Origin of the sequence: Streptomyces sp. NPDC050704 (genome assembly GCF_040654355.1) — a bacterium.
GTDB lineage: Bacteria > Actinomycetota > Actinomycetes > Streptomycetales > Streptomycetaceae > Streptomyces.
The window spans coordinates 1-20,283 of sequence record NZ_JBFAHW010000132.1 but is presented as its reverse complement, the minus strand read 5'-3'; the positions used below and the strand labels follow the sequence as shown (position 1 = coordinate 20,283).

The window sequence follows — 20,283 nt, the reverse complement described above, 5'->3', positions numbered from 1 at the left end:
TCCCACCGGACCCACCGGACCTACCGTACGACCGCACAAAGCCATTACTTGACCGATCGTTCCAAATGAGCCTAGGCTGCGGGACGTGGCCAGGACCAAGGAGTTCGATCCGGACGCCGCGCTGCAGTCGGCTCTTGAGCTGTTCTGGCGGCGCGGCTACGAGGCGACGTCGATGGCGGATCTCGTAGAGCATCTCGGCATCGGCCGCGCCAGCATCTACGCGACCTTCGGCAACAAGCACGACCTGTACCTGAAGGCGCTGGACCGGTACGGCGAATCGCACGATCCGCCGGTACTGCACGAGCTGTCCCAGCCGGGTTCCGCACTGCCCGCCGTGCGCGCGGTGGTGCGGAGATTCGCGGCGGAGGCCGCCGACGAGGCCACTCGCACCACCGGCTGTTTCGTCACCAACACCGCGGCCGAGCTGGGACCACACGACACGGCCGCCGCCCGCCGGGTCGAGCACAGCTGGGAACACATCGAGACCCTGATGCACTCCGCACTCGTACGCGCCCAGGCACAGGGCGAGCTCCCCGGAGATCGCGATCCCCGCGGGCTGGCCCGCATGCTGCTGGTACTGATGCAGGGATTGCGAGTGGTCGGCAAGGCGTCGACGGACCCTGCGCGAGTGCGTGATGCGGCCGAGCAGGCACTCACCCTGCTGGACTGATCACCCCGGCCCAGCCACGCGCCCCGTAAGGGGCGCGGGGAACTGCGCGCCCAGCCCCCAACAACCCGCAGATCACCCACAAACCATCACCCCCTGCCCCCATATTGAACCGATCGGTCAAATAAGGGAAGCCTCCATGACGACAACGGCCCCGTTACACCGCTCCACCCGCGGAGCGTTCGCGTTGCTCGGTGCCGTACAGGTCACCCTGATCTTCACGCTGGCCGCGATAGCGGTTCCGTTGCCACGGATCGGAGACGAATTCGACCTGCGGCGCGAGGAGTTGATCCTGCTCAGCGCCGCATACGGCCTGACATTCGCCGGCCTGCTCCTACTCGGCGGTCGGCTAGCCGACCGGCACGGCGGACGCCGAACGCTCACCATGGGCCTCCTGCTGTTCGGCCTCGCGTCAGCCGCCGCCCCACTCGCCCCCGGATACGACGCACTGCTCGCGGCCCGCTTCGCACAGGGCGCGGGCGCCGCCCTGATCGCCCCGGCCGCGATGGCGGTGCTGCGGACGGTGTTCCCCTCCCCCGCCGCGTACGGCGGGGTGATGGCCACCTGGGGCGGTCTCTCGGTCCTCGGCGCCACCGCGGGCAACCTGCTCTCCGGCGTCATCTCGGCGCTCCTGTCCTGGCGTTGGGCTTTCGCCGTACCGCTCGCGGTGACGGTGGCGGCACTCGCGCTGGCGCCCCGCCTGCTGCCCGCGGCGCCCGGAAAGCCGCCCGTACACATCGGGTACGAGCCGGTCGAACGCCCCGCCCGCCCACGCCTCGACCTCCCCGGCGCCCTGCTGGCCACGGTCGGCCTGATCTCCGTCAGTTACGGGCTCGTCCTCACCGACGCGTGGCCCTGGGCGTCGGGCCGGGTGCTTGGGCCGGTGGCCGCCGGGGCCGTACTGCTGGCCGTCTTCGTCCGGGTCGAGCAGCGAGCTCCGGATCCGCTGCTGCCGCCGCGCTTCCTCCTCGACGGGCGGCGCGCGCTCGGGCTCGCCGCCACCGCGCTGACCGCTGCCGGCACCGCGACCGTCTTCGTCCTGTTCTCGCTCCACCTGCAGGACGAACGCGGCTGGTCGGCGCTCCGGACGTCCGCCGCTTTCGTGCCGTTCGCCGTCGCGCTCATCGCGTCGGGCCGGGTGGTCGGGCGGCTCATCGGGCGGTACGGCCCGGCCGTCGTCACCGGTGGTGGGCTGGCCACGGGCGCCGCGGGCCTCGCCCTCCTCGCGCTCTTCGGGCTCGACTCCGGTGTCCCGTACGCGTACGGAGTCCTCCCGGGCTTCGTCCTGCTGCCCGCCGGGGCCGCCGCCTCGTTCGCGGGCGCCGCCGTGCTGGCCACCGACCGGGTGCCCGCCGAACGGACGGGTCTCGCGGGCGGCGTGCACAACATGGCGATGGAGACCGGGCCGACCGTCGTCTTCGCCCTGGTGCTCTCCGTCGGAAGCGACGCGGCGAGTCTCGCGGCGACCGCGGCCCTTTTCGGCACCGCCGCCCTGACCCTGCGCCACGCGCGCCCCTGACCACCACGACCACCACAACGCCCCATCCAACAAAGGGAGTCACACATGACCCGCAGTCGTTTCACCGGCCGTTCCGTCCTCGTCACCGGGGGCGGATCCGGGATCGGGCGAGCCATCGCGCTCGCGTTCGCCGCCGAAGGGGCCTCCGTCGTCGTGGCGGGCCGCACCCGGGCGACACTCGACGAGACCGTCGCTCTCGCCGAACGGGCCGGCGGCACGGCGGTCGCCCAGGTCGCCGACGTGGCGCGGGCCACGGACATGGCGGCACTCGTCCGGACGACCGTCGACCGGTTCGGCTCCCTCGACGTCGCCGTGAACAACGCGGGCGTCTTCCGTGGCGGGCAGCCCGTCGCCGAGCTCTCCGAGGAGGAGTGGCGGGACCTGCTGGACATCAACGTCACCGGTGTCCTGCTCGGCCTGCAGGCCGAGGTCCGGCAGATGCGGACCCAGCCGGGCGGCGGTGCCGTCGTCAACGTCTCGTCCAACCTGGGCGCGCACAAGCAGGTGCCCAACACCACCGCGTACGCCGCGACCAAGGCCGCCGTGTCCGCGCTCAGCGCCGGCGCCGCCCTCGACCACATCGCCGACGGCGTCCGTATCAACTCCGTGAGCCCCGGCGCCTCGGCGACCACCATGTCGCTGCAGCCCGGTGAGACCGAGGAAGAGCGTGTCACGCGGATGAAGGAGGAGTCGCCGCTGGGCCGCGTCTCGTCGACCGAGGAGGTGGCCGAGGCCGTCCTGTACCTGGCCTCCGACGCCGCCGCGTCCGTCGTCGGCACCGACCTGCTGATAGACGGCGGCGCATCGCTGTAGCCGGTCCGCGGTCAGGCTGTGGCGGGCACGAGGAGACCCCGGGCTCCGGGAATCCTGACGCTCGTCACAGTCGTCTCACGGCACTCGTTGAGCGGTGACCCCCAGTGGCCGGCGGGCCGTCACCGTGCCACCGTCTCTTCCTCTCGCGGGCGGCAGCCGGACCACCGCGTCGAGGCCGCCGCGGGCGGCCGGGCGCAGGATGATCTCGCCGCCGCTCGCGTGGGTCAGGCGCTGGACGAGGGCCAGGCCGAGTCCCGTACCGCCCTTGGGGGCGTCGGGGGCGCGCCAGAAGCGGTCGAAGGCGCGGCGGCGCTGTTCCTCGGTCATGCCGGGGCCCTCGTCCGTGACGTGGAGTTCGACGCGGGCCGGGCCCGCCGGGCGGTGGTGGAAGCGGCGTTCATGGGTCATCGGACGCCGTACGTCGATGGCGACGGCGGAGCCGAGCGGCGCCACCCGCAGGGCGTTGGAGAGCAGGTTGTCCAGGATCTGCTCCAGCGCGCCGGGCACGGCCAGTACGGATACGGGTACCGGTACGGGTCCCTCGTGGTCGCCGAGCAGTACGAGCCGTACTCCGTGCTGCTCGAACAGCGGGGTCCAGGCGTGGTGCCGTTCGGCGCAGACCTGGTCCAGGTCGACCGGCTCGCGCACGGCGGCGCTCTCGTCGAGCCGGGCCATCGCCAGCAGTCCCTCGACCATCCTGGCGAGCCGGTCGGTCTCGGTCATCGCCGCGGTGAGACTGCCGCGCGCGTGCAGGGCGATGTCCGACTCCAGGTTCTCCAGGCGCAGCCGCAGCGCGGCCAGCGGGGTCTTGAGCTGGTGCGAGGCCTCGCCCGCGAAGGCGCGCTGGGAGGCGAGGAGGTGTTCGAGGCGGGCGGCGGTGCGGTTGAAGGTGGCCGCGAGGCTGCGCACCTCCGGTGGCCCCTTCGTGATCGCCACCGGCGTGGCGGGGCCGCCGTCGGCCAACTCGTGGGTGGCGCGCTCCAGTTCGCGGATGGGGCGGCCGGTCCAGCGGGCGATGGCGAAGCCGATGACGGCGACCGCGGTGAGCGCGGCGAGGCCGCCGAGCGCGAGCAGCGTCCAGACGTGGTGGACCCGGTCCTGCACGGTCTGGGTGGGCAGCGTGATCCACACCGCGCCCTGTTTGAGTGTGCCCCGCGAGATCGGCGCCGCGACGGACAGGTACTGGACGCCGCCGATGGTGGAGGTGCGGACGTCCTGTGTGGCGGTTCCCCGGAGGGCGGCGGCGATCCCCGGGCGGGTGGCCAGCCCCCGCGTCTCCGCCGCCGACAGCGGGTGCGAACCGGCGACCAGCCCGCCGGCCGGGCCCACGATCACCACCTTGCCGCCGATCCGCTCGGCGCACCGGGCCACCCGGCTGGGCAGATCCCGCTCGGCACGCCGCATCGACATGGACAGCGAGGCGTACGCGGCGACCGACTCCGCCTCGTCCATCGCCACGTTGGTGACCCGCTCCCGCTCACCCCGCGAGTAGACGAAGCCCAGCGGGATCTCCAGGCAGAGCAGCAGCAGGACGGCGAGACTGAGGTAACTGAGCAGGAGGCGACGGGTCATCGGAAGGCCGCCGGCCGCTCGGAGGCCGCATACCCTCCGCTCGGCAGGTCGTCCTCGAACGGTCTGCTCGGGCGGTCCCCGTACGACCCGTACGCCCCACTCGGCTGCTCACCGTACGAGCCGCCCGGCCGCTCACCGTATGGGCCGCCCGGCCCGCCCGCCGAAGGTGGCCGGCTCTGCACGGCCAGCCTGAAGCCGACGCCGCGCAGTGTCTGGATCCACGCGGAGTTCCCCAACTTCCGCCGCAGCGTGGCGACATGGACGTCCAGCGTCTTGGTCGGGCCCTGGTAGTGCGGATCCCACACCCGGTCGAGGATCTGCTGCCGTGAGTAGACCGCGCCGGGGTCTTCCGTCAGCAGCGCGAGCAGTTCGAACTCCTTGGGGGTCAGCGAGACGGGTGAGTCCCCCACCCAGACCTGCCGGGTGCGCCGGTCGACCACGAGGGGGCCGGGGCCGGCTATGGAGTCGGCGGCGGGTTCGGCGGCCGGCTCAGGCTCGACAGGGCGGTTCGCTTCGTAGGGAGGACCGGCTTCGAAGGAGCCCGGGGACTCGAAGTGCCGGGTCACGTCGGGGCGTTCGTACGCGGAGGGTGCGCGGGTGGGCTCGGCGGGCACGGAGCGTACGGAGGACACCGAGGGTTCGTACGAAGGCGGCATGGGCGACACGACGGTCGGTCCCCCCGCGAACGACTCACCACCGAAGGACTCGCCGCCGAACGACTCCCCTGCGAACGGCTCCGCTTCTCCCGGCCGTGGCCCTGGCCCCCGCCCCGACCCCGGCCCCGCGGCACGAGGTCGCGAGCCGGACGGCGCCGCGCCCGGAGATCCCGAGTCGTACACCCCCACGCCGAGCGTTCCGGCGGCACCCGCCCCGGCGCCCGGCGCTCCCTCCCCGGGCGTCCCGACAGCACGCGTCACGGCATCGAACGGCATGGTGACGCGCGGCCCGGCAGCAAGCGGCCCGGCGTCGAGCCGACCGGCACCGCGTGCCCTTGGCCCGAACGGTCCGGCGCCGAGCGGCCCAGCTCCGGACGGCCCGGCTCCGGACGGCCCGGGTTCGGGCGTCCCCGCGAACTCCGGCCCCGCCAACCCCTGTTGCGTGAACCCCTGTTGCGCACCCCGCCCCTGCTGCGTACGCCGCGTCACCGCACGCACGCGGGCCACCAGCTCGCGCAGGCTGAAGGGTTTCGCCAGGTAGTCGTCGGCGCCGAGTTCGAGGCCCAGGACGCGGTCGGCCTCCTCGCCCCGGGCGCTGAGGATGATGATGGGGACGTCGGAGACCTGCCGGATGCCGCGGCAGACGTCGATGCCGTCCATGTCGGGCAGTCCCAGGTCGAGCAGGACGACATCGCCGTACGGCCCTCTCAGTCCGTCGGTCCCGGTGGAGACGCGGTCGACCGTCAGCCCGAAGTGCCCGAGGCCCTCGGCGAGCGGTTCGGCGATCGTCTCGTCGTCCTCGATGAGCAGCACTCGTACGCCCATACGTCCTGTCTCCCAATGATGAGCATGACTCCGGACAGCACGAATTCCGTGCCGTGGAGTTGACACGCTACAAGAGCCGTCCATGACACGTCGCGCGAATCCGGGGCAATGTGAGCAGTCGCTCAAAAACCGCCCCGGGATGGCCGGTTGACGGCACCTCAGGGCGACCGGACGAAATATGGTCCATTCCTGGTCCGGCTCTAGTGTTCCCTTAACCTTCGCCTGGCAGTCGCCCCTCTACGGTGGAGAGAACGACGGGAAAGCCCTGGTCGAACCCCCTACCGGGAGGAACCGTGAAGGCATTACTGGACCGCGCCCGCTCATTCAGGCGACACGTCGAATTCGAGAGCGGCGAATACCGCAAACTGGCCGAAGGTCAATATCCGGAGGCATTGTTCATTACCTGCTCGGACTCACGGGTCATACCCGCCCTGATCACGGGCGCACGGCCCGGAGAGATATTCGAGCTGCGGAACGCGGGCAATATCGTGCCACCGCACGGGCGGCACGGCGCCTCCGGTGAGGCCGCCACCATCGAGTACGCGCTGGAGGTGCTCGGCGTTCAGGACATCGTCGTGTGTGGCCACTCTCACTGCGGCGCGATGGGTGCCCTGAAGTCCGGCGACGACCTGTCCGCGCTGCCCGGCGTGGACGCCTGGCTGGGCCTGGCCCGCCCGGAGCTGGCCCCGGTGCTCGACGGCCCCCTGGAGGACCCGTCGATGCCGGACGTGGCCCAGCTCAACGTCGTCAACCAGCTTGCGGTACTGCGCAGTTACCCGACGACGAAGCAACGGCTCGACTCGGGACGGCTGCGGCTGCACGGCTGGTACTACGAGGTCGACACCGGCCAGGTGCACGAGCTGGACGAGGACGGCAGCTTCCGGGTGCACGCCGCATGAGCGGGCTGCACGCACGCGGGCGCGTCCCCGCACACGCCAGGACACCGGGTCCGCCGACGGCACCGGCCGCACCACCGGCGGCACCACCGTTCGCACCGGCCACGAACCCCGCCTTCGACAAAGCCCCCGTCTCCGACACCAACCCCGCCACCAGTACGGGCCCCGACACCGGCACAGACACCCGTACGGGCCCCAATGCGAAGGGTCCGAAGGGCCCGAAGGCCGATCTCGCCACCGAGATCACCGCCTCCCTCGTCGTCTTCCTCGTCGCGCTCCCCCTCTGCATCGGTGTCGCCGTCGCCTCCGGTGTCCCCGCCGAGCTGGGCATCATCTCCGGTGTCATCGGCGGTCTGGTGGTGGGCGCGGCGCGCGGCAGCACGCTCCAGGTGAGCGGTCCCGCGGCCGGCCTCGCCGCCCTCGTCGCGGAGACGGTCCTCGAATACGGCGTGGCGATGCTCGGCGTGATCGTCCTCGGCTCGGGCATCCTGCAGATCATCCTCGGCCTGGTCCGTCTCGGCCGGATCTTCCAGGCGATCTCGCTGGCCGTCGTGCAGGGCATGCTCGCGGGCATCGGACTGCCGCTGATCTTCAGCCAGTTGTACCCGATGTCCGACGCCAAGGCCCCCGGCACCCCGATCGAGAACATGGCCGGTGCCCCCGGTCTGCTCGCCGACACCCTGGCGAACCCGCAGGCGCTGATCGCCGCCGGCCTCGGCGTCCTCACCATCGCGCTCAGCTTCCTGTGGAAGAAGATGCCGGGCCCGGTGAAGAAGATCCCGGCCGCGCTCGTCGCCGTGGGCATCGGCATCGCGGTCGCCTCGCTGCCGGGCGTGAACGTGAAGACGCTCCAGGTCGGCAACCTGCTGTCGTCCGTGCAGGTGCCGGGCGCCGAGCAGTTCGCGGGCCTCGCCGACCCCGGCATCATCACCGCGATCCTCACCTTCACGGTGATCGCCTCGGCGGAGAGCCTCTTCACGGCCGCCGCCGTCGACCGCATGCACAGCGGCCCGCGCACCCGCTACAACCCCGAACTCATCGCCCAGGGCGCCGGAAACACGGTGGCGGGCATCCTCGGCGCGCTCCCCATCACGGCGGTCGTGGCCCGTAGTTCGGCGAACGTCCAGGCGGGCGCCAAGACCCGCCTCTCCCGCACCCTGCACGGCCTGTGGCTGCTCGCCTTCGCCCTTCTCCTCCCCCAGGTCCTGGCCCTGATCCCGATCTCCGTACTCGCCGGAGTCCTCGTGCACAGCGGCTGGAAGCTGTTCGCGCCCGAGGAGTTCCCGAAGATGTGGCGCCAGGACCGGGGCGAGTTCGCGGTCATGACCATCACCACGCTGGTCATCGTGGCGACCGCGCTGCTGGAAGGCGTCCTCATCGGACTCGCCGCCGGGATCGTGCTGGCCGCGCTGCGCATGTCGCAGACCGTCATCAAGCAGCACCTGGAGGAGGACACCGCGAAGGTCGTCATGGCAGGCAACGCCACCTTCCTCCGCCTCCCGCAGCTGATCGAGGCCCTGGAGGCCGCCGCCGAGTCCGGCAAGCCGCGCATCCGCCTCGACCTGACCGGCGTGACCCACCTGGACCACGCCTGCCGCAACCAGGTCGAGGAGTTCGTCACCCAGCAACGCGGCCTCGGCCTGCGCGTGGAACTGCTGATGCCGGGCCCGGCGAAGCCGACGCAGACACCGACAGCCTTGGAGGACAAGGCAGTTGGTCGCGAGGAGACGACGTACTCACCGTCCGACCGGACCACCGGGTCACGGCTGCTGCCCAGGCGCCGCCGGGCCACGACCACGCCCCCCGCGACGGCCCCGGCACCGGATCAGGCCCCGCCGGCCCCGACCCCGGGCCCCACCGCCGAGTGGTTCTACCTGGACACCCGCCCGATGCCGGAGGAGTACGCGGGATACGCGTCGCGGCCCGAGGAGTACGCATCGCGCTGACCGCTCGTAGGCTGGAACCCATCCCGTAGACGGAGGGAGCCCAGGGTCATGAGCGGCTGGAACGCGAACGACATTCCCGACCAGAGCGGCCGCACGGCCGTCATCACCGGGGCGAACAGCGGGCTCGGCTACGTCACCGCCCGCGAACTGGCCCGGCACGGTGCCCGGGTCGTCCTGGCCTGCCGCGACGAGGCCCGCGGCACCGAGGCCGGTGACCGGCTGGCCATCGAAGTCCCGGACGCGGACGTGGAGTTCGCCCGCCTGGATCTCGGGGACCTGGGCTCCGTACGGAAGTTCGCGACGGCGTACGAGCGGCAGCACGACCGGCTGGACCTGCTCATCAACAACGCGGGCCTGATGGCTCTGCCGTTCGGGCACACGGCGGACGGCTTCGAGACGCAGTTCGGGGTCAACCACCTCGGCCACTTCGCGCTCACCGGGCTTCTGCTGCCGACTCTGCTCGGCACGCCCGGTGCGCGCGTGGTGAGCGTCTCCAGCACGATGCACTCGGTCGCGAACATCGACATCAACGACCTCAACAGTGAACGCGGGTACGGGCGTTGGACCGCGTACGGGCGCTCCAAGACGGCCAATCTGCTGTTCGTCCACGAGCTGGCGCGCCGGCTCGCCGCCATCGGCTCCGACGTCGTGGCGGCGGCCGCGCACCCCGGCTACGCCTCCACCGACCTCCAGACCAAGGGGGCGAAGCTGGAGGGCCGCAAGGGCGTCGAGGGGTTCATGCGGATCGGCAACCGCTTCTTCGCCCAGTCGGCGGAAGCAGGCGCCCTCCCCACGCTGCACGCGGCGACCGCCCCCGGTGTACACCCGGACTCCTTCACCGGCCCCTCGTTCCTGGGCTGGCGCGGCTCCCCCGCAAACTCCTGGCGTGCCAAGTGGACGCTCAACGACGTGGCGGGGCAACGGCTTTGGGAGGAGTCGGAGCGGCTGACGGGGGTCACGTACGACGCACTGAAGGTATGAGGCGCTGAAGGTATGAGGCGGTCAAGTGCGGGACAGGGTGGACGATGTGACGCGTTCACGTCACCGCCTGTCCACGGGACGGCCACTCCGCACTTCTAGGCTCCGGCGGTGCACGACCCCGTCGCCGCCCGGCGGACGGGGCGGTCACGGCACCCCCTTGGAGTGAGCGTGGAACGTCGTACCCTCCTGCGTGCGGCCGTCCTCGGCGGTTCGTCCGCCGTCTTCGGCGGAACCCTGTGGCGCGGCGCCGCGTACGCCGCGCCCGCCCAGCCCGGCACCGGCCCGTACGGAGCACTCGGCGCGGCGGACGCCAACGGCGTCAGGCTGCCGTCCGGCTTCACCAGCCGGGTGATAGCCCGCTCCGGCCAGACGGTCACCGGCACCTCGTACACCTGGCACAACGCCCCGGACGGCGGGGCCTGTTACACCGACGGCAGCAGCGGCTGGATCTACGTCTCCAACTCGGAGATCAACCCGTCGGGCGGCGCGAGCGCGGTGAAGTTCTCGTCGACCGGCGCGATCACGGGCGCGTACCGCATCCTGTCCGGCACCAGGCAGAACTGCGCGGGCGGCAGGACCCCGTGGAACACCTGGCTGTCCTGCGAGGAGGTGTCCCTCGGCTACGTCTACGAGACGGACCCGTGGGGTGTGAAGGCAGCCACCCGCCGGGACGCGATGGGCCGCTTCAAACACGAGGCGGCGGCCGCAGACCCGGTGCGCAAGGTGGTCTACCTGACGGAGGACGAGACGAGCGGCTGCCTCTACCGCTTCGTCCCGACCACCTGGGGTGACCTGTCCGCCGGCACGCTCCAGGTCCTGGTCGCGGGGACGGCCACCTCCGGCTCCTTCACCTGGGCGAACATCCCCGACCCGGACGGCTCCCCGACGACCACCCGCACCCAGGTCTCGGGATCGAAGAAGTTCAGCGGCGGAGAGGGCTGCCACTACGCCGACGACACGGTCTGGTTCACCACGAAGGGCGACAACCGCGTCTGGCAGCTCAACCTGACCGCCGGCACGTACGAGTTGGCGTACGACGACTCCCTCGTCACCTCCGGCACGGCCCCGCTGACCGGCGTCGACAACATCACCGGCACATCCTCCGGCGACCTCTTCGTCGCGGAGGACGGCGGCAATATGGAGATCTGCGTCATCACGCCCGCCGACGTGATCGCCCCGTTCCTCCGCCTTGACGGCCAGTCCGGCTCGGAGATCACCGGCCCGGCCTTCTCCCCCGACGGCAGCCGCCTCTACTTCTCCAGCCAGCGCGGCACCAGCGGCAGTTCGTCGGGCGGGATCACTTACGAGGTGAGGGGACCGTTCCGCTCGTAACCGGTTTACAGAAGGCGGGCCCGTGAGCGGAGAGCTACCGTCCGGTCACGTCACGTTCGCATCACGGGTCCGTCATTCCACCACAGCACCGCACAGCCCCTCCCATACCTTCGTCACCTCACATCCGGCCGATCGTCTCACTCGTGATCATGTGCCCGGATATCGCACGAAACTGGGGGACCCTCGTGAACCTGTTCCGCAAGCCCGCCGCCGTGGCCGTCACCGCGTTGGCGCTGGCCGTCCTGCCGTCCGTCGCCGAGGCGCATGACGGCGGTGGCCAGTTCAAGAACTGCACCGAGGCGTACGAGAGCGGACACTCCAACATCCCCAAGGGTGACCCGCACTACGGCACCCACCTGGACCGCGACGGAGACGGCATCGGCTGCGACCAGCCGCCCGCGGACTTCGTCGCAGCGGAGGACGAGGCCGAGGCCGCCGACAGCGGCGAGGACACGCCCTCCGGCGCCCCGGACCAGCAGGGCACAGACCTCGCCGAGACCGGCGGCAGCAGCGCCACCCCGTACCTCGCGGGCGGCGGCGCGGCCGTCCTCCTCGCCGGCGGCGGCGTACTCCTGGCGGCCCGCAGGCGGCGCACCGACAGCTGACGCACCGGCGTCGCACCCGGCGACAGCCGGAAGGCACACGAAGAGGCGGCGCCTCCGCACAAGGCGCCGCCTCTTCTCTTTCGTGCACCGGAGCCGTTGTCCGTCGGTGAGGGTAAGGGTGACCGACAGCGGCTCCGGAGTTCTACCGGGTTACCGGCGTCACCGGTGGTCGCTCCCCTTCGACGTGGACGCCGCGCGGCCCGCCTCCAGGCGTGCCACCGGGATCCGGAACGGTGAGCAGGACACGTAGTCGAGTCCCACCTCGTGGAAGAAATGGACCGACTCCGGGTCGCCGCCGTGCTCGCCGCAGACGCCGAGTTTGAGGTCGGGGCGGGTCTCGCGGCCGGCCGTCACGGCGTCGCGGACGAGCTTGCCCACGCCGTCCTTGTCGATGGTCTCGAAGGGCGAGACGCCGAAGATGCCCTTCTCCAGGTACGCCGTGAAGAACGAGGCCTCGACGTCGTCCCGGGAAAAGCCCCAGACGGTCTGCGTGAGGTCGTTCGTGCCGAAGGAGAAGAACTCGGCCGCCTCGGCGATCTGACCGGCCGTCAGCGCGGCGCGCGGCAGCTCGATCATCGTGCCGAGGGACAACTTCAGGTTCACGCCGGTCTGTTGCTGCACCTCGGCGATGACCTGCTCGGCCTCGTCGCGGACGATCTCCAGCTCCTGGACCGTACCGACGAGCGGGATCATGATCTCGGCGCGCGGGTCGCCCTTCGCGTTCTTCCGCTCGGCCGCCGCCTCCGCGATCGCCCGCACCTGCATGGTGAACAGGCCGGGGATGACCAGGCCGAGCCGGACACCGCGCAGACCCAGCATCGGGTTCTGCTCGTGCAGGCGGTGGACCGCCTGGAGGAGGCGCAGGTCGTTCTCGTTGGCGTCCTTGCGGGACTCGGCGAGCGCGACCCGGACCGACAACTCCGTGATGTCCGGCAGGAATTCGTGCAGCGGCGGGTCCAACAGGCGGACGGTGACGGGCAGTCCGTCCATCGCCTCGAAGAGCTCGATGAAGTCCTTCTTCTGCAGCGGCAGGAGTTCCTTCAGCGACTCCTCGCGCTCGGCGTCGGTGTCGGCCAGGATCAGCCGCTCCACCTGCTCCCGCCGGTCACCGAGGAACATGTGCTCGGTGCGGCACAGGCCGATACCCTGCGCCCCGAACCGCCGTGCGCGCAGCGCGTCCTCGGCATTGTCCGCGTTGGCGCGCACCCGCAACCGCCGTACCCGGTCCGCGTACGCCATGATCCGGTGCACGGCCGCGACCAGCTCGTCGGCGTCGTCGGCGCCCGCGTGCATCCGGCCCTCGAAGTACTCGACGACGGGGGACGGGACGACCGGCACCTCGCCGAGGTACACCTTGCCGGTCGAGCCGTCGATCGAGACGACGTCGCCCTCCTCGACGACCGTGCCGTTGACCGTCAACCGCCGCCGCTTGGTGTCGACTTCGAGTTCCTCCGCACCGCAGACGCACGTCTTGCCCATGCCGCGCGCTACGACGGCGGCGTGCGAGGTCTTGCCGCCGCGCGAGGTGAGAATCCCCTCCGCCGCGATCATGCCGTCGAGGTCGTCGGGGTTCGTCTCACGGCGGATCAGGATGACCTTCTCGCCGGACCGCGACCACTTGATGGCCGTGTACGAGTCGAAGACGGCCTTGCCGACCGCCGCGCCCGGCGAGGCCGCGATGCCCCGCCCGATCTGCTCGACCTTCGCCTCGTCGTCGAAGCGCGGGAACATCAGCTGGGCCAACTGCGCACCCGTCACGCGCTGGAGCGCCTCGGCCTCGTCGATGAGCCCCTGGTCGACGAGCTGCGTGGCGATACGGAAGGCCGCACCCGCCGTCCGCTTCCCCACCCGCGTCTGGAGCATCCACAGCTGGCCGCGCTCGATGGTGAACTCGATGTCGCAGAGATCCTTGTAGTGGTTCTCCAGGGTCTCCATGATCTGCATCAGCTGGTCGTACGACTTCTTGTCGATCTGCTCCAGCTCGGCGAGCGGGACCGTGTTGCGGATGCCCGCGACGACGTCCTCGCCCTGCGCGTTCTGGAGGTAGTCGCCGTACACGCCCTGGTGTCCGGAGGCCGGGTCACGGGTGAAGGCGACGCCGGTGCCGGAGTCGGGGCCGAGGTTGCCGAAGACCATCGAGCAGACGTTGACGGCCGTGCCGAGGTCGTGCGGGATGCGCTCCTGGCGGCGGTAGAGCTTGGCGCGGTCGGTGTTCCAGGAGTCGAAGACCGCGTGGATGGCGAGGTCCATCTGCTCGCGCGGGTTCTGCGGGAAGTCCCGGCCGCACTCGGTCTTGACGAGCTTCTTGAACTTGGTGACGAGCTTCTTCAGGTCGGCCGCTTCGAGATCCGTGTCGACGGTGACCTTCTTGGCGTGCTTGGCCGCCTCCAGCGCGTCCTCGAAGAGCTCGCCGTCCACGCCGAGGACCGTCTTGCCGAACATCTGGATGAGCCTGCGGTACGAGTCCCACGCGAAACGGTCGTCACCGGCCTGCTTGGCCAGGCCCTGCACGGACTTGTCCGAGAGCCCGATGTTCAGGACGGTGTCCATCATGCCGGGCATGGAGAACTTGGCCCCGGAACGGACGGAGACGAGCAGGGGGTCGTCGGCCTGTCCGAGCTTCTTGCCCATCTTCGCTTCGAGGGCGTCGAGGTGTGCACTCACCTCGTCACGCAGTGCCGCCGGCTCCTCGCCGCTGCCGAGGTACGTCTTGCAGGCCTCGGTGGTGATCGTGAAGCCCGGCGGGACGGGAAGGCCCAGGTTGGTCATCTCGGCGAGGTTGGCACCCTTGCCGCCGAGGAGGTCCTTGAGGTCCCTGTTGCCCTCGGTGAAGTCGTAAACGAACTTCACTACGTGGGGATCTTTGTTTTCCGACACGGGTCTCGACTCCTCGACGACTCGGTGGCTGCCCTGACGACGGGGAACATACCCAGATCGAAGGCACCTGGGTACGTCCACTTGCACGTCATACGGACGTAACCACCCGTCCGCCAGCCGATCGAAAGTCAAGGGTTGGTAAGCCGTCCCGGCACCCCGCGTTCACGTCTTGAACGAGTCAACGCCCGTAGATCTCGAAGTTCGCTCACATGAGCAGCCATCGCCACGTCTGAGTTCACGCCGTAAACAATCAAAGGGTGGCACTGAGTGCCACCCTTTGAGAAGTGCATTGGCCCAAGATCCGCTCATTTGAGCGAAACCGCGATCAGGCGTGGCGAGAATCACGCCGCTGAGCCCGCTCGGATTTCACCATGCGGACCGGTTCACGGACGGAAACACGGCCGTCACACACACTCCGCCGCACATCCCGTCACACACCCATGGCGAGCAGCCGCTCCTCGACCCGTTCGGGCGCGTACAGGTGCTCCACGACAAGCGCACCCGCCCCGACCAGGCCCGCCCGCTCGCCGAGCCGTGAGGTGACCACCTCCAGGCGGGCGGTGGAGCGGGGCAGGGCGCGCTGGTAGAGCAGTTCGCGTATGCCGGTCAGGAACGGGGTTCCGGCCAGATCTCCGGCGATCATCAGGACCCCGGGGTTGAGCAGGGTCACCACGGTCGCCAGTACGTCACCGACACTCCGTCCGGCCTCCCGGGCGAGCGCTGCCGCGCCAGGATGCCCGGAGGCCAGCAGGTCCCGCACATCTGAGCCCGAGGCGGCGGGGACTCCCGTCTCCGCCAGCCGCCGCGCAACCGCGCCGCCGCTCGCGACGGCGGCCAGGCAGCCGTACGACCCGCACCTGCACAGCATGTCCGCGCCCTCCGGGACCCGGATGTGGCCGATGTCCCCGGCGCCGCCGTCGATGCCCCGGTAGATCTCGCCGCGGACGACCACGCCCGCGCCGATACCGGTGGAGACCTTGACGAGCACGAAGGCCGAGCAGTCGGGGTGGGCGGTGCGCTGTTCGCCGTACGCCATGAGGTTGGCGTCGTTGTCGACGAGCACCGGGACGGCCGCGGCGCCCGTGTGCTCGGTGAAGGCGCGGGTGAGGCGGGCTCTGATGTCGTAGCCGTCCCAGCCGGGCATGATCGGCGGCTGGACGACCCGGCCGGTCTCGCTGTCGACGGGCCCCGGCACGGCGAGCCCGATGCCACACACCTCGTGCGCCTGGTGCCCGGTCTTCACCAGCAGCTCGCCGAACCAGCGGCCCAGTTCGCCGAGCACCACGTCCGGGCCGTCCTCGACGAGGAGCTGTCCCGAGTGCTCTGCCAGCAGCTCGCCGGTCAGTGACAGCACCGCGGCGCGGCCGTGCCGGGTGTCGAGGTCGGCGGCGAGGACGACGGCGTGGGCGTCGTCGAATTCCAGTCGGACCGAGGGGCGGCCGCCGAGCGGTGAGTCCACCCGGCCCGCCGCACCCTCACGCAGCCAGCCGGCCCTGAAGAGCCGGTCGAGACGCTGCCCGACCGTGGCCCGGGACAACCCGGTGACCTGCTGCAACGCCCCCCGCGTAGTGGCGCGTCCACTCCTCACCAGCTCCAGCAGATCGCCGGAGCTCGCCTGGCTCCCGGTCTTCCCGGCCCTTGTGGCCATTCCGCTCCTCCCGGCGCCGAGCGGTCTCGCGCACCCTCTTGCGTTCCTCAACTCTGCATTACATATTGAGTTTTGCGTGTTAAATAGACGTAACCCTACGGTAGCTACAGCCGAACTGGCCGGCCGCATGTCTTCGGGAGACCTGAGTGGACAGCACAACCCAGCTCACCGCCCGCCGCACCGGGCACCCGGATCCCGTACGCACCCCGACCTCACCACCCTTTTCCGGCCGGCGTGAGATCGGCCCCTCCGAGGCGGCCGTATACGATCCGGCCCGCCCAGCGAAATCGCTGCACCAGAGGGCCGCCCAGGTGCTGCACGACAACTGGACGGGCACATCCACGGTCCCCTCGCACGGCCTGTATCCGCACCAGTGGTCCTGGGACTCGGCGTTCATCGCGATCGGCCTGCGCCATCTGTCGCCCCTGCGGGCGCAGATCGAGCTGGAGACGCTGCTCGACGCGCAGTGGGGTGACGGCCGGATCCCGCACATCGTGTTCAACCCCTCCGTCCCCCTCGACGCGTACTTCCCGAGCCCCGACTTCTGGCGCTCCTCGACCGCGGGGCACGCCGCGGGCGCCCCGCGCACCGTACAGACCTCGGGCATCGTGCAGCCACCGGTGCACGCCCTCGCCGCCTGGCTGGTGCATCTGTCCGACCCGGGTCTGTCGCGGGCGCGTTCCTTCCTGCCCCGGATCTACCCCCGCCTGGCCGCCTGGCACCGCTATCTGCTGCACCGCCGGGACCTGGGCGGCGGGGGCCTCGCCTCCGTGGTCCACCCCTGGGAGCAGGGCATGGACAACGCCCCCAGCTGGGACACACCCCTCTCCCGCGTCACGCCGGCCCCGGCCCACTCCTTCCGCCGCGCGGACCTGGACCACGGCGCGGCCGAGGACCGGCCCACCGACCTGGACTACGGGCGGTACGTGCGACTGGCGGCGGACTACCGGGACGGCGAGTACCGGGACGTTCCGGGCGAGGGGTACGGGGGTGACGGGGACGGGGCGAGCGAGTTCGCGGTGGAGGACCCCGCCTTCAACGCCCTGCTGATCGCCTCGGAGCACGCGCTGGCCCGCATCGCCCAGGAACTGGGCGCCACCGGCACCGCGCGCCACATCCGCGCGGAGCGTCTGACGGCGGCGCTCGTCGACCGGCTGTGGGACCCGGCCGAGGGCATGTTCTTCTGCCGGGACGTACGGACCGGCGAGCTGATCCCGGAGCGCGGAGTCTCCGGACTGATCCCGCTGCTCCTCCCCACCCTCCCCCGCGACATCGCCGCCACGCTCGTACGAACCACCTACGGCCCGCACTTCGGCCTGGGCGACAGCACGCGCCTCGTACCCAGCTACGACCTGACGGGTGACGCCTTCGACCCCCACCGGTACTGGCGGGGCCCGGCCTGGTTCAACACCAACTGGCTGCTGGAGCGGGGGCTGCGGCTGCACGGCGAGCACGCGCGGGCGGAGGCCCTGCGGACGGAGCTGCTGGACACGGCCGACACGTCCGGGTTCGCCGAGTACGTGGATCCGTTCACCGGCGAGGCCTGCGGAGCGCTCGGCTTCAGCTGGACCGCCGCGCTCACGCTCGACCTGCTGCACGACGTACCGGACGCCGAATACGGCCAGCTGACGCACAGCGCACACGACAGCAAGCTCGGCACGGGTGCCAAGGGAGGGAACGGGGCATGACGGAGCGGCATCATCTGCTCGTGCACGGTGGGACGTTCGTGGCCGTGGACGACGGCGGAGACATCAGCGGAGTACGCGGCGGCGGCTCGGGCGCCGCCCCCGACGGACTGTTCGTCCGCGACGCCCGGCATCTCAGCCGCTGGCAGCTGACCGTCGACGGCGCGGTGCCCGAGGCACTGTCGCCGGTCGCGGACGGCGACACGGCGCGCTGCGTCCTCGTACCGCGCGGCGGCCGGCAGGAGCCGCCCGCGTACACGGTCTTCCGTGAACAGGCCGTCGCGGACGGCGCGTTCGTCGAGGCGCTGCGCGTCACCAGCAACCGCCCGGTACCGACGACGGTCCGCATCGCGGTCACCGCGGACGCCGACTTCACGGACCAGTTCGAACTGCGCTCCGACTACCGCACGTACACGAAGATCGGCGCCGTCCGCTCCCGCCAAGTCCTCGACGACGGCGTGGAGTTCAACTACCGGCGCGGCGAGTGGCGCTCCAGTACCACCGTCACCGCCGAGCCCGCGCCGGACGGCGTCGAGGAGACCGGCACGGGCGCACGTCGCCTCGTATGGACCCTGGACCTCGAACCGCACGGTTCGGCCGAGCTGGCCCTCCGGGTGGCGGCGCGCCCGCACGGTATGCCGCACCCGGAGGTGCCCCTCTCCCCGGCCGCCGCGAACGACCGACTCCTCGCGTTGGAGGACGAGTTCGCGGCGGGCGTGCCCTTCCCGACCGGCTGGCCGGAGCTCGCCGCGGCCTGTGCGCGCGGCCTGTCCGACCTGGCCGTGCTCCAGGTCCCGGCAACGGGCCCCGACGGGGAGGACCTTCGCGTCCCGGCGGCCGGAGTCCCCTGGTTCCTGACGCTGTTGGGCCGCGACGCGCTCCTCACCTCCCTCTTCGCTCTCCCCTACCGCCCCCAACTCGCCGCCGCCACCCTGCCCGCCCTCGCCGCGGCCCAGGCGACCGAGGTCGGCCCGGACTCGGTGGCCCAGCCCGGCAAGATCGTGCACGAGATGCGGCACGGCGAACTGGCGCACTTCGGGCAGGTGCCGTACGGGCGGTACTACGGCTCGGTCGACGCGACCCCGCTGTTCCTGGTCCTCCTCGGCGCGTACGTCGAGCAGACCGGTGACGTGGAACTGGCCCGCCGCCTGGAGCCCAACGCCCGCGCGGCGATCGGCTGGATGCTGGACCACGGCGGCCTGACCTCGCGCGGCTATCTCGTCTACCGCGCCGACGAGGGCGGTCTCGCCAACCAGAACTGGAAGGACTCCCCCGGCTCGATCTGCTCCGCCGACGGCAGCCGCCCCACCGGCCCGGTGATGGCCGCGGGCGCCCAGGGGTACGCGTACGACGCCCTGCGCCGCACCGCCCAACTAGCTCGCACCGTATGGGACGACGAGGTCTACTCGGCCCTCCTGGAGCAGGCCGCGGCCGACCTCCGCGACCGCTTCCAGCGGGACTTCTGGATGCCGGAGCGCTCGTTCCCGGCGCTCGCCCTGGACGGCGACGGCAACCACGTCGACGCGCTCGCCTCCGACGCCGGGCATCTGCTCTGGTCCGGGCTGCTGGACAAGGAGTACGGGGAGCTGGTGGGGCGGCGGTTGCTGGAGCCGGACTTCTTCTCCGGCTGGGGCGTTCGGACGCTCGCCTCCGGCCAGGAGGCCTACCATCCGCTCTCGTACCACCGGGGTTCGGTCTGGCCCCACGACAACGCGCTGATCACGCTGGGGCTGGCGAGGTACGGGCTGCATGACGAGGCCCGTACGGTGGCGCACGCGCTCGTCGACGCCGCCACGGTCGCGGGGCACCGGCTTCCGGAAGTCCTCGCGGGATACGGCCGCGACAGCCAGGGGGAGCCGGTGCCGTATCCGCATGCCTGCGTGCGCGAATCCCGGTCGGCTGCGGCTCCGTTGGCGTTGCTCACGGCCGTGGGGGGTGCCTGAGGTTCGGTGAGCGAGGTGCGGGCCGGTGGGGGCTTGTCGCGCAGTTCCCCGCGCCCCTAAAAGACAAAAGACCGGGGGCCTTGGGACGGTGTGGACACTGCGGGGCGGTGGGGGCTGGTCGCGCAGTTCCCCGCGCCCCTAAAAGACAAAAGACGGGGTGGCTTGGGACGGTGTGGACACTGCGGGGCGGTGGGGGCTGGGTGCGCAGTTCCCCGCGCCCCTAAAAAAACAGGCCCGCCAGCGCCGGGCGGGGTCTGAACCTCAGGCCCCACTCGCCCGCTGTCGGCCTCCGGCGTGAGGGGTCGTGTCGGGGTGTCC

Annotated in this window: 13 protein-coding genes and 2 pseudogenes; 10 read left to right on the top strand and 5 right to left on the bottom strand. The window is 71.2% G+C overall.

From position 1 onward, the window contains the following. Positions 1-85 precede the first annotated feature (85 nt). From AB0I18_RS44220 to AB0I18_RS44210, 3 genes are all read left to right on the top strand, one after another. Positions 86-670, top strand: a complete 585-nt coding sequence (locus tag AB0I18_RS44220) for a TetR/AcrR family transcriptional regulator (RefSeq protein WP_363111448.1) — start codon at positions 86-88, stop codon at positions 668-670. 136 nt (positions 671-806) lie between these two features. Continuing rightward, a complete protein-coding gene (locus AB0I18_RS44215; protein WP_363111447.1) occupies positions 807-2,186 on the top strand; it encodes an MFS transporter in 1,380 nt (459 codons plus the stop codon). A 45-nt stretch (positions 2,187-2,231) separates the two neighbouring features. After that, positions 2,232-2,999 (top strand): glucose 1-dehydrogenase, encoded by a 768-nt coding sequence (locus AB0I18_RS44210; protein WP_363111446.1) that lies wholly within the window; start codon positions 2,232-2,234, stop codon positions 2,997-2,999. Positions 3,000-3,074: 75 nt separating this feature from the next. Here AB0I18_RS44210 and AB0I18_RS44205 read toward each other — a convergent pair whose 3' ends face one another. The 3 genes and pseudogenes from AB0I18_RS44205 to AB0I18_RS44195 all read right to left on the bottom strand — a co-directional run. Then, on the bottom strand, positions 3,075-4,571 hold the full coding sequence (locus tag AB0I18_RS44205; protein WP_363111445.1) for a HAMP domain-containing sensor histidine kinase: 1,497 nt from the start codon (positions 4,569-4,571) through the stop codon (positions 3,075-3,077). Positions 4,572-4,744: 173 nt separating this feature from the next. Continuing rightward, positions 4,745-5,023 (bottom strand): annotated as a pseudogene (locus AB0I18_RS44200) (winged helix-turn-helix domain-containing protein); the annotation flags it as partial. Positions 5,024-5,695: 672 nt separating this feature from the next. Continuing rightward, a pseudogene (locus AB0I18_RS44195) lies at positions 5,696-6,052 on the bottom strand (response regulator transcription factor); the annotation flags it as partial. 293 nt (positions 6,053-6,345) lie between these two features. Here AB0I18_RS44195 and AB0I18_RS44190 point away from each other — a divergent pair. The 5 genes from AB0I18_RS44190 to AB0I18_RS44170 all read left to right on the top strand — a co-directional run bounded on the left by AB0I18_RS44190 (position 6,346) and on the right by AB0I18_RS44170 (position 11,812). Continuing rightward, on the top strand, positions 6,346-6,951 hold the full coding sequence (locus AB0I18_RS44190) for a carbonic anhydrase (RefSeq protein WP_363111444.1): 606 nt from the start codon (positions 6,346-6,348) through the stop codon (positions 6,949-6,951). Beyond that, positions 6,948-8,894, top strand: coding sequence for a SulP family inorganic anion transporter (locus tag AB0I18_RS44185; RefSeq protein ID WP_363111443.1), 1,947 nt, complete (start codon positions 6,948-6,950; stop codon positions 8,892-8,894). Before AB0I18_RS44190 ends, AB0I18_RS44185 begins: the two co-directional genes overlap by 4 nt. 48 nt (positions 8,895-8,942) lie before the next feature. Next, positions 8,943-9,875, top strand: coding sequence for an oxidoreductase (locus AB0I18_RS44180; RefSeq protein WP_363111442.1), 933 nt, complete (start codon positions 8,943-8,945; stop codon positions 9,873-9,875). Between the two features lie 168 nt (positions 9,876-10,043). After that, positions 10,044-11,207: an alkaline phosphatase PhoX gene (locus AB0I18_RS44175; protein ID WP_363111441.1), complete on the top strand. Its 1,164-nt coding sequence runs from the start codon at positions 10,044-10,046 to the stop codon at positions 11,205-11,207. 185 nt (positions 11,208-11,392) lie between these two features. Further along, the gene (locus AB0I18_RS44170) at positions 11,393-11,812 is read left to right on the top strand and encodes an LAETG motif-containing sortase-dependent surface protein (RefSeq protein ID WP_363111440.1); all 420 of its coding nucleotides are present in this window, start codon (positions 11,393-11,395) and stop codon (positions 11,810-11,812) included. Positions 11,813-11,971: 159 nt separating this feature from the next. Here the strand turns inward: AB0I18_RS44170 and ppdK are convergent, their stop codons facing one another. Together ppdK and AB0I18_RS44160 are read right to left on the bottom strand one after the other, a co-directional pair. Continuing rightward, the gene (gene ppdK / locus AB0I18_RS44165; protein WP_363111439.1) at positions 11,972-14,689 is read right to left on the bottom strand and encodes a pyruvate, phosphate dikinase; all 2,718 of its coding nucleotides are present in this window, start codon (positions 14,687-14,689) and stop codon (positions 11,972-11,974) included. A 430-nt stretch (positions 14,690-15,119) separates the two neighbouring features. Next, on the bottom strand, positions 15,120-16,337 hold the full coding sequence (locus tag AB0I18_RS44160) for an ROK family protein (protein WP_363111438.1): 1,218 nt from the start codon (positions 16,335-16,337) through the stop codon (positions 15,120-15,122). Positions 16,338-16,627: 290 nt separating this feature from the next. On the opposite strand from AB0I18_RS44160, the gene AB0I18_RS44155 reads away from it, so the two are divergent. Both AB0I18_RS44155 and AB0I18_RS44150 read left to right on the top strand, forming a co-directional pair. Further along, complete coding sequence (locus AB0I18_RS44155) at positions 16,628-18,025, top strand: trehalase family glycosidase (protein ID WP_363111455.1); 1,398 nt, start codon at positions 16,628-16,630, stop codon at positions 18,023-18,025. Then, positions 18,022-19,965: a glycogen debranching N-terminal domain-containing protein gene (locus tag AB0I18_RS44150; protein WP_363111437.1), complete on the top strand. Its 1,944-nt coding sequence runs from the start codon at positions 18,022-18,024 to the stop codon at positions 19,963-19,965. Before AB0I18_RS44155 ends, AB0I18_RS44150 begins: the two co-directional genes overlap by 4 nt. Positions 19,966-20,283 lie beyond the last annotated feature (318 nt).